Here is a 15,564-nt window from a genome sequence, read left to right on the forward strand (position 1 = left end):
AGGTAAAAGAAAAACGTCCTTTTCACCTACAGATAATTCTATTTGGGAATTTTTTAATGAAGGTTATAGATGGATGATAACCTCGCTTTCGCGAAAGCGTAAACACCATCAATCATTTGATCAAAACTTATAGTTATGGAGTGCTTTATAGGTTCTATTTTCGCTGCTTGAAGTGCTCTCAACAAAAGCAATAATGCGTTTGTTAAATTCGTAGTCATGGATCCTAAAATTAGAGTTCTTCTAATCACTGAAGGCACCTATCCCTTTAACGGCGGTGGTGTTTCAACATGGGCCCATATTTTATGTAGTAAGACTACCGGTGTTAAGTTCACGATTTATTCAATTAATGCAGCGTTTGAGACAAAAACTAGGTATGAATTGCCTAGTTCCGTAAATGAGGTCTTTCAAGTACCGCTATGGACTGCAGATGAGCCCTTTGATTATATTGACTATGGTGATCAATATTATAAAACTATAGGTAAGAAGGAGTGGACGCAGGACGCTGTGGTTCGAGAAAAGTTTGTGCCAGTATTCCGTGAACTGCTGGAATTTATTTATAACGAGAAACAGGATATGCCACGACTGGACGCTATGTTCCGTAAACTCTGGCATTTCTTTGAAGACTATGATTACAAAGAAACCATGCGCAGTGAGGCTGTTTGGGAAACGTACAAAGAGGTGATACAACAAGTTGTCATTCCAGATCGAAATCCCAGCGCGACCATCATGGATATGACCATAGGTATGCGTTGGATTTATCGGTTTTTGATCCCGCTAGCTATAACTGATGTTCCTAAAACTGACATCGCACACCTCACACTTAGTGGATTCCCTACCATAGCTGCCCTTATTGCTAGTTATAAATATAACTCTCGTATCCTGTTGACTGAGCACGGTGTTTTCATTAGAGAACGACTGCTGGCCATCAACAATTCTGAATATCCATTTTTTCTTAAAAATTTATTGATTAAGTTCTCTGAGGCCATTACTAGACTGTGCTACTTCAAGGCAGACTTGATCATATCTGTCAATGAGTTTAATCGCAAGTGGGAAGAATGGTATGGTGCACCGGCTGATAAAATTAGCGTGGTATATAATGGAGTGGATACAGAACTTTTCAAACCAAGACCAAAACCTGACCATTTAAAAAATATTCCTACGGTTGTTGCGCTGGCTAGAGTCTTTGAACTCAAGGATATCATTACTATGATCCATAGCTGTGCTCATGCCAGTAAAACCATTCCCAACATTCAATATCTCTTGTACGGTGATGATGAAGCCGTTCCCGAATACACAGCAGAATGTATTGCGCTTATCGAGCAACTGAATATTCAGGAGAATTTCAAATTCATGGGACAAAGACCAGATCCACAACTGCTTTTTGCCGAAGGTGATATTTCTATCCTGACCTCAATCTCTGAAGGTTTTCCCTACACAGTCATCGAGTCCATGGCTAGCGGAGTTCCCGTGGTAGCTACAGATGTAGGCGGCGTTAGGGAAGCTCTGGACTCAAAATCTGGATTTCTATGCAAGCCTAAAGATTCGATAGAAATAGGGAACAGAGTTATTGAGTTATTAACTAATGCAGAGTTGCGCTTACAAATGAGTAAAAATGGTCGCCAGCGAGTTTTAGATCATTTTACAGTAGATAAGTTCATCTCATCCTATGAGGATTGTTATGAAAAACTTCATGCCGAATCAACCATAAAGCACTCACCGGCATGAGAACGAATGCACAAAATCAACAGCTGAAAGCCTTAATAGATGCCATCAAAAAACGGAATGGCAAACCTATCAATTCCTTTGTTATTATAGCAACTATAGAATCGTTCGGGATACGTGAGATGGACTTGATTGATGATTATGGATTTAAAACAACAGATGAACTCGCTCAGTTTATTTTTGAAAAGCTGGATACTCCAGAATTTAACCAGCTTAAAAATGAGAATCAACTCACTGCAGAAAATAACAACTACAAGCGCATATCCATTAATGATTATCTAAGTGGTCGCGCGGGACTCTTTATTAAAGATTACAGCATTGGTATGTTTCACTTATTACCTGTTGTAATACAGATTGTTGCTGTAATCCTATTCGGTTTCTCATTATGGACTTTTGTGGGATTCAACAATTTGCAGAGCACCGCTGTAGTTCTAGGTGTTATTCTAGGCCTTGTAGCGACCGGCGGATTTGTGCAAGCCACAGGTAAACAAGTCTCCTTCTACTGGTATAATGAAGATTATCAGATGACGTATCGCGTTATCCAAAAAATACATATAATAGGTCTTGAAATGATGGCGGTAGGTTTTGCCATCCTTGCCATTATCAATTCTTTCATTAGGCTTTTTCCATTCAAGTTTATTACGATCACATTTATTTATGCCTTTTTAATAGGTTCCTTATTACTGGCTCTAGCACCTTTATACACCGTCAAACGACGCTGGATGATCTCTGTCGCAGTTGGGATAAGCACGTTAATAACGCTGCTCCTTCATTGGTACACAAATCTGAACACCTATTTGATTCACTGGATAGGAATATTGATTGGTCTCTGTATATCAATTTTGTACCTGCATTATTTTTTCCAGAATATTATTGCAAAAAGTAAAAGTTATACAGACCAGATACCTCGCAAGGCGCTGGCTGTATATAGAAATGTCAATTACTTTATTTATGGTACATTATTGTATGTTTTTGTCTTTATGGATAGGATTATCGCGTGGTCCAGTCATGCTGGAAGAGAGTTACCTTACTTTATCTACTATGAACCCAATTATGAAATAGGGATGGATCTTGCTATTCTTGTTTTCTTTCTTCTTGCTGGCGTGATGGAATATAGCATTTCATCTTTTTCAAGATTTTTAGAGTACCACCAGAGAACGGAACGTTTCCATCAGTTTGACAATTTCAATCGCAAAATGATGCGTCATTATAAAAATCACTTAGCTCTATTTTTGATCAGTGGTTTGTTAGTTTTTGTTGCTTTATACCTTATTGTTACACAAGATTGGGGTTATGAGGCTGCTTTCAACGGTCGTTTGAATGATCTAAGTTTATGGGTTTGTGCTGTGGGTAGTTTGGGATATTTCATGCTCACCTTAGGCATGCTTAACGTACTGTATCTGTACACGTTAAATAGACACAAAACACCGGTGATATTTATCATTTGCGCCATACTTTTGAATGGAATTATTGGTATCGCAATGAGTCGCTGGATTTCATATGAGTATGCTGCAGTTGGAATGCTGGCTGGCTCCATATTATTTGCAGCATGGAGCACACTGGTTACCTTTAGATTCTTCAAAAAACTGGATTACTATTATTATGCGGCCTATTAAATTGATGATATTTTCCTTTTTGACCATTACAAGCTCTTGTAAGACAGTTCAACATACGGTCCATAATGCCTTGATCTGTTACGGCGATTTTTATCCCAATACGGTTAGCGGTTTGGACTATGTGGTTGTTGAGCCACAATTATTCAGTCCAGAAGATGTGTCCTTACTAAAAACCCAAAACAAGAAAGTACTCGCTTATATTAGTCTAGGCGAGGTGAATGCTGCCGCCGTACATTATCAGGAAATTAAAAAGGAAACCCTACAGTATAATGAAATATGGAATAGTTATGTCATTGATATTGCCGCTCCACAAACTCGAGAGGCTCTATTTTCCCTTATTGAAGAACATCTAGCGGTTAAAAAGTTTGATGGGCTGTTCCTCGACAATCTGGATAACTATACCAGCTTTGGCCCGACTCCCAATAATAAAGCTGCTCTCGTGTCATTTTTGAAAGAATTGAAAGTTCGCTTTCGCGAAAGCGTGCTCATGCAAAACGCAGGTTTACAAATCGTAGATGCTACTGAACCATATATAGATATCGTTGCGGTGGAAAGTGTAGCGAGTGATTATAATTTTGAAACACAGCAGTACCAGATGCGCTCCAATGACGGGTTTGAGGAACGCCTCAATAGCACTGTTGAAATACGCGACACATATAATCTACCCATCTTACTCATTGAATATGCTGATTCTCAAAAGTTGAGAACAGAGATACTGAATCGTTTGAAACCCTATCAATTCGACGTATTTGTAGGCCAGATAGACCTACAGAAGATTCCTGAATTTAGACCTTAGTATGGATTTATTCTATACGCCATCCATGTTTTGGGGACCGCTTAGGTTAATGCTATTTTTTGGGTTGGTGTATTTGATCAATTTAATCTCCATCAAAAAGAAATCTGCCAGGCGTGGCATGGATTATTTTGTGATGCGATACCTTGTTGTGATAAGCTTATTAACCATCGTTACTATGGTATTGACTCAATTAGATGCTTATGATCTATTGGTGGTTATTTCCATTTTAGGAGCTGTGCTGCTCTTTAATTTTTTACGACTCAAAAAAGGTAAGCCTCTTCTAAATCAGTTGGAAAAAATCAGGAGACGCAGTATTCTTTATATCATAAGAGCTACAGAAAATAAACAATCCTGGATTTCATTGCGCAATTTTCGGAAAGCCAATAATCAGATCGGTAAAAAAGACCTGAATCGTAAACTTCTGAAATATCAAATGTTTGTAGGTGCGATTCTAGCGGTCATCGCCTATGGATCTCGTTATTACTTTTTCAAGTATGACAGTTATTTGTTGAGTGATTTATGGTATTCTGATCTAGCCCATTTAAAAGATCTCTCTTTGCAGCATTGGTTCTTTAACCAAGGTACGATGATGGGTGAGTTTGCCATCATCAGTTTTTATAGCCAGATTACCGGTATTACTGACGATATCGCTTTGACTTCATTTGGATTGATAGAAGCTGCATTACTCACCATTTCCTTATTCTGGACCGTCAACAAATTAATGGGTAACACAGTTGTTTCGGGAATGGTTGCTGGGCTCTCATTTACTGCCTTATATGTGCTGTTGCCCTTAAACATCAACCTAATCACGCAGCCCAAATCGGTTTTCCTGGCCTTATCCATATTCTTACCATATTTAGTATATCAGATTTATCCAATCACTCAAAAAAACCGGCCTAGACAATTTATTGTATCACAGTTTCTTCTGTTGCTGGGTATATTTTTTATTGACTTTTTTGTGTTTGTTTGGATCGTTCCTTTGGGAATTGCCATCTGTGGAATATTTCAAATTAAGTCACATAGGTCTTTAGTGGCAAGCGCGATATCATCCTATTTATTGGCAATGGTTATAGGCTTGGGCATTCTCGTGTTAGCCTCTCTACATCAAGACACAGATTTATCTTCTTATTTGTATTCCAATCTTTTTAATTACAATAGCTACACCTATACGCCTCAATTAATTCTTCCTTTGGCTCAGCTTGAGATCATTTATGTGACCGCTTCATTAGCATGGTTGGGAGTCGCTGTATTTCTGTATTCAAAAGAGGCTGCATACAAGGGATTGATTATGATCGCAAGTTTGACGAGTGCTATTATGATCATGAGCTCGATGGATCTGACGTTCATTGACAAGGATTTGATGCTGCAAGTGGTATGTGTTTTTATACCTATTCTCATTACAGGTATTATGTATTCACTGTACGTCACTTTGGTTCATTTTATGAAAACGGATACGCTTCAATTAACTTCAAAAATAGGTTTGGCATTATTTGTTTTCGGTATCATAATCTGGCAAATTCCTATGGATCGCATCGACAGTTATCCAACTAAAAATCCAGTTTATGGTGAGATTATCAATGTGTACGATTACATGAATACTGAATTGTTGCCCTTTTCCTACGCCCTAGTTCACAATGATCGTAATGCTAGATTAAGTGATGGGAATCAATATTTTCTGGACTACAAAACCTTTATAGAAGAATATCCTGAACGAGATCTAGAGTATGAGCAGCATAAAACAGATGAATATTATTTGAAAACTCATCCTGATATCGTTTTACCTCAAAGTGTCATGGTCATCATTTATGATGAAAATAAGGTAGTCGATGGTGAGAACATTATAAATCGCATACAGCAGCAAGAAGTGATGGACTTGCTTCAGATATTAAAGAAAAGAGGTCGCACTATAAAGCCTTATTATAAAACTGAAAATATTACAGTTTATGAAATCATCAACATCCCAAAATCCACAAGAGTAATGGATTTACTATCTTAAATCAATGAATAACAGAAACTTCAGGATCTTTAAATATATTTTATCACTGGCTGTAGTATCCATATTTTTCAATGGATGCGCAAGTGATAAAGCCGGTATAGAAGTCACCAGGGTTACATACGATAAGGATAGTAAGGAACCTATGGTGGTCTTCCTTCTGGACTCCAAAGATCCCGAAAGCAATAACTACAATAATCAGATCAGGAAGACGGTCAATTATACAAAGATTCCTTACCAGCAAATAGACGTTAGCGATTTCAACAACGATACATCACTACCTGAAACCTCAAAAGTTGTCGTAGTGAAAGATAGTAAGGCACTTAACAATAAAGCTATTGAAAGTCTTATAAGTTTTGTGGTAAAAGGAAATACGTTGGTATTTACGAACACGTCAGACGATGCAAAGTTTGGATTTCTTGCCGGCGTGAAACGAAATTCCAACTATGAAACTGATGTTACATCATATAGCTATGTCTTCAAAAAGGAGCTGATTCCCAATCTCAAAAATGGAGAATATGATAATGACATTAACCATTACGGACTTAAATCAAAAAATTTCCTGCCTACCATTGAGGTACTAGCCACTGCAGTTAACGATCCTGAATATCCATCCATTATAAAACATAAGATTGGGAATGGTCAGGTAATTAGTTTTAACTCCACACAGTATTCCCAAAAGAAAGATCGTGGCCTTTATTTTTCAGTGATCTTAAGTGGCCTTGAAGCGGTTCCATATCCAGTAGCTAATGTAGGAGCTATTTTTCTGGATGACTTTCCATCGCCGCTTTATCAGTCACAACTTGAGCCTATTAAAACAGAATTTAGCCAATCCCAACAAGACTTTTATCAAGAAAACTGGTGGCCTGATATGCAGCGGCTCGCGAGACAGACTGGAATCTCATACACAGCAATTCCTGCCTTTGATTATAGAGGCAAGACAGAACCTCCATTTCTTTTTCCAGAATGGGATAACGCCTTAATCAACATAAACGGTAAAAAATTGATAGCCTCAGACGTTTTGATGAAGTCTGTAATATCAAGTGGTCATGAAATAGGATTTCATGGATACAATCACCAGTCGCTTACCATTCAGGACTGGCCAGATCAGGAAGTTATGGAGATTTCACTTTCAAGCGCCATTAAAAAATGGAAGTCGTCAGGTTTTGGAAGTCTGCCCGTTACTTATGTGCCTCCATCCAATATTATTGATCCTACAGGAATTGACGCCTTGAGCGTTGCGATTCCATCGCTTAAGGTGATGAGCAGCCTGTATTTCGGTGATTTTGAAGAAGGCGCTGCGCGTGAGTTTGATCCTGAACCCTACAATGATAATTTTTACGATTTCCCTAGAGTCACGAGTGGTTATGTCATCAATCAAAATGGCATCTATGCGCATCAATCGACTTTCTTATATACCGGTATTTGGACACACTTTATACATCCTGATGACGCCTATCAAATTCCTGAAAACGATGGCATAGGTAGCAAGGGAGATTATGACTATCGCAATAAATTTAAGCTGGGTTGGCAACAAACCGTAGACGGCAAGAATGGCCTATTCCCTACCTTTTCTAAATATTTGACCGATACTAAAAAGCAATATCCATTATTGTCCATTGTCACTGCAAAAGAGGCTGCTCAAAAGACCCAGCAATGGCGCGAATCAAAATTCAATTTTGATATTAAAAATCAAAACATCACCGTTTCTGGCAACTCAAAAACAGAACAAACGTGGATGGTCTATGTCTCGCAAAAGAACATCGCTCCTATTGAGGATCAACTGACTGTAAAAGGATTCAAGTATTCTCGAACCCCATTTTTAGATGGCTATTTGTACACTTTTCAAACTCCAAAACCTGAAGTACAGCTGGATCTCTCCGGTAATTATCAGTCCGGACTTGCTCCTGCTGGCATCGATTATCTCAATAAATTTGAAGAGTATTCCAGCGGTAGAATGGTTTTTGAAACCATTGATGAAGAGATCGCCTATTACGTTTCTAACGGTGAGTTGGATAAAGCGGTTGACCGGCTAGAGTACAAGATTTCTAGCAGTGATAGTTATCTAGAAGAAGATTGGATGGCGCTCAAGACCTATCTGGGATGGTCTGGTCGGGAATTTGCAATATGGCCTTTTTTAGAACGAAGGTTTCAGCAAACCAAAGATGATCAATTGATCTCGCTTTCGCGAAAGCTGACTCAAAACAGTGATTATCCATATTTATACATTCGGAAAACTTGGATGGAGCGCCAGATGCGTTTATATCCCAATGACGCAGTACTTAAGAAGCAATACAATGATTATTTTTTAGAACAACGCCGCCAGGAATTGACTCCAGAAAAGGCGATTCTAGCGCTCGCTGTGACTGATGATCCTGATGAGAAACGGGTGCTGCTCAATTACCTCGTTGATTATGATCCAGCAAAAGCTAAACTCTATTTGAGTAAAACAACGTCTTGTGAGGATGAAGATCTACAACCACTGGCAAATTCCATCGCATGGAGTTATGCACAGGATCAAAAGTATACTGAAGCGATTGCCTGGGCAAAATGTAGTGATCTAAATGCAGAAGTTGTGAAGGAATGGCGCATTCTCAATGGTGAGTTTGAATTCCTTAAAGAAACGGACTACCCAGCTTACATTCAATATCTACTGGCTAACAATCCACAACGCGCGGTTCAAGAATTGCTTTATAAAACACCGTGTGAAGATGAAGAACTACATGGCGCGAGTGCAGATATTGCCTACGCCTTTTCCATTATAGGTGCGTACCGCAAGGCACTGGACTGGTCACAGTGTTCTGATACCGTACCTATGATCGATAGAATGCAATGGTTGTTTGAATTGAGGGATTACCAACAACTCGAGAAAGAGTTACTCGTCTTAATAAATGACCAGCCTGAAAATGTACCTTTTTTAAAATTGATGGTACAAACGCAACTAGCGCAAAACAATATCATCAAAGCGTATGAATACCAGCGAAGACTACCTTTAAAAGAACAGCAACTTGAGCAACAACGATGGAATGAAATTGTAACGTATGCTACCGTAGAGCAGAAAAAAGTATTTTTAGAACGCTATGGGAATTCGCTGAACCCAGCCGTAAAAAGTAAATTGGTCAAGGACTTGCGCATCCAGAAAGGTACCACTCTAGAAACTTTTAGCAACCTGGTTACAGACCGCTTCTCTCCAACCCAACTCAACAACAGGTTTCTCTATGGTCAACGCGCCAAAAACGGCAGCAGACACCAATTTGGTCTTACGCAAACTACAGCCTATGCCATACCTGTAAGACAAGATGATCCCGCTAATAGAGACTTCAACCTTTACGGTGCGCGGTACGCTTATACCAGTCCAGAACGCACTAAAAAAGTAAACTACAATGGCGGTATTACTGTAGAAATGGATACTAACGACAACCAGTTGTTTTATAAGCTAGATGCAGCGGCATCACTTGCCATTGATAGCTTGTATAACTCGCTACAGCTTTCTTATGAACCTGCCATTACAGGTCCGGCCTATGCATTGAATATTTATCGGGCACAAGCAACTGTTTATGAAGAGTTGCAACTTAAAAACAACTTGAACATCGTCGCGACGCTAGAAGGGAATTACTATACTGATGGTGCCGTCGACGGTCTGGTACTGGCTAAGGTGGGCTATAACCTAAAACTAGCTACCAACTCGACACTCATTCCTTTTGTGGAAGGTTCTGGTATGTTAGGGAATAGAGATCAGCGAGAAGGTTTTCCTTACTGGACCATCAAAGAACGTCTCTATGGCGGCGGCGGATTAAATTACCGCTACAAGAACCTACCGTCTAAGTTAGAAGCACAAATCAATACAGGTGCCTTTCTCGATACATTCTCTGGCAGTTTCCTTAGATATGGCGGCTCTTTGAGTTATCCAGTCTCAGATTACTTTATCATAAATGCAAATGCAGAATTCTTTACAATTAAGAATTTCTATAGCAATAATTTTATTCTGGGGTTGAAGTATTATTTGAAGTGAAAAACGGTTCTTCTCTGAGTCATTGATGATAGCAATCCTAGACGAAATTCTATAATTGAATTATTATCTATAAGGTCATAATGAATTGCATCAGCTTCCCGCAAAAGGTGACCCAAAGATACCTACGGCCAACTCTGCCCAAACCAAGAACAACGCTACCAATAGAGCAACTCCTAATAGTATTCTATTTCTGGAGGTTTGGACTTTGCGCAGAATAAACTCCAGCGCCAGACCTGTTGAGACCAGCAAGAATCCCATAACGATAAAGTCAAATGCTGACCAATTCACCTCTGTGGTGAAGAGCATCGCGATGGCCGGAATCAAGAGAATTCCTAATGCGATGGTTAGAATGGTGAAAAGACGTCTGTTTTGGCTCTTGATGATCATTTATATTTTCGTATTTGGTTAGGCCAATTTATGAAAAATCTCAAATTAGATCAAAACCATGGCACATCCAGACCATCAAAATCCTTAACCTTAGATAAGTACACAGGCGTGTTTTTAGTGAGATTGGATCGGGTTTCTTCATAGACTTCATCGCCGCTTTCCATGGTATTTTCATTGACATTCTCATTGACGATTTTAAGTCCGTTCAAAAAATTGATGCTCGTGGTGCGATTTACAATAGGTCCATAATTGTCGCTGTTATCATATCCTATCAGCCTAAAACAATCATCTTCTAGCCTAAACGTATATTTCCAGTTACCATAACGCCCGTGCAGATAATCAATGAACAATTTGTTATTATTTACCGTCACTTCCAGTTCTGGTGGGTAATACACACCACCATCTTCATTTTCTGAAGAGAAGCAATTCAGATTCTCAAGGGCAAGCTCATAACCATCACCATGACTCAGGTAGATCAAGATGCCGCGTCTATTCCGATCCACCTTTTTATCAAATCTATTCATGACCACCTTATCAGGATCTGTCGCCTTGATGATCAGGACTTGATCATCTTTCCCATCATTGTTGAGATCACCGCTTATCTTTTGAAACTGGACATATCCATCGGGAATTTCTAGTGGATCTATACTGCTCTGATCAGCGTCAACTTGAGATTGAGATTCCATTGCTAGAGCTGCTTGATCGAGCGCGTCCATTGTTGAATCCTCCGTAGGATATGATGGCATCTCTTTACAGCTTGTTAGGATAGCGACGCTCGTTAGTATAATCAAAAAGAGCTGTTGCTTTTGAAAGAAATTTGTCATGATGATTTTTGAAACTGGGCAAAGTTAGTCAGATTGGCTTGATGTATTTCATTGACCAATGAATTAGAGGCAGCAGCTAGATTCTTATACCAGCCTGCGTTTTCTATTATTTCGTTTGAAAATAAATATGGAAATCCCGATGATAACTATAACCCCAATTCCCAATAAAAGAAACAAGAAGGTTTTATTACGTTGGATCACGACATAATCTGCGATTCCTGCTTTCCAGAACAACCACTCATCGGCGAGAGATGAGGCAATATCATAACTACCTGTTTCTAAAATGATGATGCCATCTTTGGACATTAGGTCGATTCTAGCGGCGGTATTGATCGCATCGTTGCCGCTACCGTCGTGACCTATTACCTTTGAGTCTGTAGCATTCTGGCTGTACAAATGCGGACCTAATCCGTAAACTCCCATCTCATTAATGAAGGTTTCTGGCTCAATCATAGTAGCAATAGTTTCTGCTCTTAACACTGGATTGCTAGACACACTAGCTTGAACAAATTTGGACAGATCTGCAGTCGTGGTAAATAGTGAAGCTGCTGCCAAAGCGGTAAAAGTATTCATCGGTCTGGTTGTTCCATCATTTTTATAGATGGGCGCCAGTTTAAGATTGGGCTTTTCTGAAATTACAAATGTGGAGTTGTTCATTTGCAAGGGTTGAAACACCACTTTGGTCATATACTCCTGAAAAGATAAATCCGTAATTTCCTCAATCAACAATTGCAAGATGGTATATCCAGCACCGGAATACATATACTGGCTTCCTGGTTCATACCCAACAATGGCAACGCCGTCAGAATAGTCAGTATCTGATGCTTTGGTGAGTGATTCTTCGATGGTCTGGACTTTTTCGTTAGGTTCAAACCCGTTATAACCCAAGTCATCCACCAATCCTGAGGAATGAGACAATAATTTCCTAATGGTAACTTTGTTGTTGTCAAAATCGCTTTCTGGTAACTGCCATCTGGTGAGGTAATCATCGACTGGTTTGTCAAGATCCAACTTGCCTTGCTCGACCAATTTCATGATTCCAAACGAAGTGACCCATTTACTAATGGAAGCCACAGGAAAAACAGTGTTCTCGTTGACAGGTTGATCAACAGAATAGAAATGGGTCTTTGCGACCTCTCCATCTTCTATGAGCATCATCGCAAAATTGCCGACAAAGTCTTCCTCTATCTTTTCTTGTGCCGCTTCAATAAATGCTTCTGAAGTATCTTCTGATGTGATCGATCTTAGTAGAAATCCATCCATGGTTCCGTAACCAATAAAGGCGGTCCAGATGATAATGGCTAGTACAACAAGACCTATGTATTTGAAGGTTCTCATGAGAATTGGTTTTGGTTGGTATTTAAAAGTAACCAATTCTGATCTTTTATATTTTAGAACGAACCCTATACTAAAATTCGATCTTGTAAACGATGTTTCCTATGACATTGTTTTAAACAGCTGAATGACATAGACAATGAAAATACTTACCGCCAAGCCTATGTTAACTTTAGCAAAATCCTTAGCGATGAGTTTGTACGAGTTCTTTAATTGCTTTTTGTTGAGTAAATAATTGATTGCAATTTCGCGTCCTGCAAGGATCCCAATAAATGTCCAAGTAGTACTCATGGGTACCGAATTGTAATTCCCGTAAAGAAATAGAATTAACCCGTAACACAAATCAATAATTGTAGCAGAACGGATATTTCTCGTATTGACTTTTTGATTGACAATTTCTTGAATTTTACCACCGCGGTTCTTAAATATGTAAGCCATGATCAACAAAATCACTACAATAGAACCCACCAATTCCCAAACTGACAAATCTCTGGGAAGGAATACATAGATATTGGCAAAATCCTGTATCAACCATTGAGACCACAAGAATGCGGTGGAACCCCATTGGGCAGCGATCCAAAACTTCTTTTGGTTGCTTTGTTCCAGTTTATCAATAGACTTTTTGGATTCAAAAAGTTTTGCAATTAACAGGTACAGTACAAATGCAGAGACCACAGATAGTGCATAGCCATAAACAGACTTCATCACCATTTTTTCAATAAGCTGCTGACTGGAGAAAACACTCAATATTAAAAAAGTGGTACTCACGGGAATTCCAAAACGGGTAATAATGAGCAAAGAAAGCGGAGCAATCAAATACCACCAGTTCAAGGTTTCTGGAAGCGGAATTTTATCCAATCTATCGTATGAAACATCACCATTATAAAAATACCAACCGTAAAGTAACGTACCTATTAAAATAGCTGAAGCATAACCCCACAAGACCGTCCAGTGGGTTTTGTTATTAGAAGTAAGAAAGGTTCCCAGAGTTTGAATAACATCATTCCCGATCACGGCATATGCAGCCAATATAAAACCAACATACAGCACTAGTAATTCCATATTCCAAAGTGAATAATCACCAACTTAAACTAAGTTAACCTCTTTACTATTAAAGCAATACGCGGCTTTTTTACTGTTGCAAAGATTGGAGCAAGAGTACTAAATGTGATTGAATTATATGCAACTAGATATGATAATATAATGCATCACTTAATTATATTCTTTTGCACAAAAATTTTATAGACAAGGCTATAGAATTGAGTCGCAAATTCCTTCCCGGAAAGTCTTTTGTAGACCTTGGACATGATTAAGAGATGCTAACATTGGGTGCGATCGATCATCGCGCTAGTTTTGCTCTTTGCTGAATAAAATCTGTCCGCCGCCTTGAAATAGGATCATAGAGTTTTCTGAGGGATTGAATTGAAATTTTGCTCCTGCTTGATCAAACTTGAAGGTGTCTTTTTCTGTGGCTTCTAGTGGGAAGGCCGGTTGACCAGTTCCTTGAGCGATCAACGTAGCTCCTTCTTTGGTAATTGTAATTTTCATAGGAATTTGGCTGGATGCATAAACTCCTAAATATGGGTCCAACTCTTCTGTGGTCAAACTATAACTTGTAAACGAAGGAATTTCATAGGGCTTATTATAAACAGCATTTAGCACAGCGATAGAGATATCGTTGTTATTGATATTAGTCCCATTTGAAGTTAAAGCATAAGAAACCTTACTCTCTGGAAAATAGGTATAAACCGAACTAAATCCATCAATGCCGCCGGTATGACCATACCCTATATTTTCATAGAAAGGAAACTGAAATAGTCCTTTACCATAACCATCTTTTATGGTTTTCATGATTTCTAAACTTTCTGGCGTCACCAATTTTCCAGCAAATAAAGCGTCTGCAAATTTGGTGAGGTCTACTGGTGTTGATGTGATGGCTCCAGCACCTAACGGAATGCTAGCGTCTGTTTCTGGTTCTACGTTCCAAGTATTTAGAAATTTATAGGATTTGGCTTCATTATTAGCAGTATCTAAGTTTCCAAAGACATAGGTGTCGGTCAATCCTATAGGTTCAACAATATGCTCTTTGACCAATTCTGAATACGGTTTTTCAAAAGTCTTTTCAAGTATGTAGGTCAGCAATACAAAATTGGAATTACTGTATTCTGCCTGGCTGTCTGGTTCAAAATCGCTACCACCATTGGCAATGATATCTACCAGTTCTTGTTCCGTTTTTGACTGGGTATTGTAAGTTAAATATTCTTCATCATTAGTAAAGTTATGGATACCGCTTCTATGTCCTAACAAATGTTCTACGGTGATTTCACTAGCGTTCTCAATAGATGGGAACCATTTGTCAATGGTTTGATCTAAGTCCAGCATCTTGTTTTCGACGGCTTTCATTGCCAATACTGTGGTGAAGGTTTTGGTTATAGAGCCTATTCTATACTTCGTTTCCTCAGTGGCTTCTACATTATTCTCCACGTCTGCAAAGCCTATGGAGTTGGTGTAAAGCAGCTCGCCATCTTTTGACACAGCAACGCTGCCCATGAATTTTTCGTTGTCTTCTAGTGCTTGAAAGTAGCTGTCTAGTTTCTCTTTATCAAAATTGGTTTGAGAGAAACCGAGTTGGCTAATCGTGAGAAACAGAATCGTGGTGAGAATAGCTTTAGTCATTGGTCAAGTTTTAACTGATTGATCTATAGGTTGCTCATTTGTGTGATTTGTTTCAGTTAAAAACAGATAATTTAAATTTTAATTTTTAGCTAAACTTATTACCATCAAATTATTGAATGGTTTTATTTAATTATTATGGTGAGAAGGATTACGTAACATACTCTAGCCTTAGAGGCGAATCATAAGGTCAATAAACCCAAAAA

The 15,564-nt window shown here is 38.8% G+C and carries 11 protein-coding genes; 5 read left to right on the forward strand and 6 right to left on the reverse strand.

Going from position 1 to position 15,564, the window contains the following annotated elements:
- Positions 1 to 53 precede the first annotated feature (53 nt).
- Positions 54 to 218: a hypothetical protein gene (locus BLO34_RS14560; protein ID WP_157686718.1), complete on the reverse strand. Its 165-nt coding sequence runs from the start codon at positions 216 to 218 to the stop codon at positions 54 to 56.
- On the opposite strand from BLO34_RS14560, the gene pelF reads away from it, so the two are divergent.
- The 5 genes from pelF to BLO34_RS07465 are packed head-to-tail and all read left to right on the forward strand — an operon-like array spanning position 217 to position 10,139.
- Positions 217 to 1,725, forward strand: a complete 1,509-nt coding sequence (pelF, locus tag BLO34_RS07445) for a GT4 family glycosyltransferase PelF (RefSeq protein WP_090754079.1) — start codon at positions 217 to 219, stop codon at positions 1,723 to 1,725. The genes BLO34_RS14560 and pelF overlap by 2 nt on opposite strands.
- Positions 1,722 to 3,338: an exopolysaccharide Pel transporter PelG gene (pelG, locus tag BLO34_RS07450; RefSeq protein ID WP_090754081.1), complete on the forward strand. Its 1,617-nt coding sequence runs from the start codon at positions 1,722 to 1,724 to the stop codon at positions 3,336 to 3,338. The genes pelF and pelG overlap by 4 nt, the downstream gene beginning before the upstream one ends.
- A 4-nt stretch (positions 3,339 to 3,342) precedes the next feature.
- Entirely contained in the window at positions 3,343 to 4,134 is a 792-nt protein-coding gene (locus BLO34_RS07455) for an endo alpha-1,4 polygalactosaminidase (protein WP_157686720.1), read from the forward strand.
- Position 4,135: 1 nt separating this feature from the next.
- On the forward strand, positions 4,136 to 6,130 hold the full coding sequence (locus BLO34_RS07460; RefSeq protein WP_157686721.1) for a hypothetical protein: 1,995 nt from the start codon (positions 4,136 to 4,138) through the stop codon (positions 6,128 to 6,130).
- Between the two features lie 4 nt (positions 6,131 to 6,134).
- The gene (locus tag BLO34_RS07465; RefSeq protein ID WP_090754087.1) at positions 6,135 to 10,139 is read left to right on the forward strand and encodes a DUF2194 domain-containing protein; all 4,005 of its coding nucleotides are present in this window, start codon (positions 6,135 to 6,137) and stop codon (positions 10,137 to 10,139) included.
- 90 nt (positions 10,140 to 10,229) lie between these two features.
- Here the strand turns inward: BLO34_RS07465 and BLO34_RS07470 are convergent, their stop codons facing one another.
- The 5 genes from BLO34_RS07470 to BLO34_RS07490 form a co-directional block, all read right to left on the reverse strand.
- Entirely contained in the window at positions 10,230 to 10,526 is a 297-nt protein-coding gene (locus tag BLO34_RS07470) for a hypothetical protein (protein WP_090754089.1), read from the reverse strand.
- Positions 10,527 to 10,576: 50 nt separating this feature from the next.
- Positions 10,577 to 11,350: a hypothetical protein gene (locus BLO34_RS07475; RefSeq protein WP_090754091.1), complete on the reverse strand. Its 774-nt coding sequence runs from the start codon at positions 11,348 to 11,350 to the stop codon at positions 10,577 to 10,579.
- An 84-nt stretch (positions 11,351 to 11,434) separates the two neighbouring features.
- Positions 11,435 to 12,688: a serine hydrolase domain-containing protein gene (locus BLO34_RS07480; protein ID WP_090754092.1), complete on the reverse strand. Its 1,254-nt coding sequence runs from the start codon at positions 12,686 to 12,688 to the stop codon at positions 11,435 to 11,437.
- Positions 12,689 to 12,787: 99 nt separating this feature from the next.
- Positions 12,788 to 13,747: a hypothetical protein gene (locus tag BLO34_RS07485; protein WP_090754094.1), complete on the reverse strand. Its 960-nt coding sequence runs from the start codon at positions 13,745 to 13,747 to the stop codon at positions 12,788 to 12,790.
- A gap of 285 nt (positions 13,748 to 14,032) precedes the next feature.
- Positions 14,033 to 15,361 carry a serine hydrolase domain-containing protein gene (locus tag BLO34_RS07490; RefSeq protein WP_090754096.1) on the reverse strand — a complete coding sequence of 443 codons (1,329 nt, stop codon included), beginning with the start codon at positions 15,359 to 15,361 and terminating at the stop codon, positions 14,033 to 14,035.
- Positions 15,362 to 15,564: the final 203 nt, after the last annotated feature.

It is taken from the genome of Nonlabens sp. Hel1_33_55 (assembly GCF_900101765.1).
GTDB lineage: Bacteria > Bacteroidota > Bacteroidia > Flavobacteriales > Flavobacteriaceae > Nonlabens.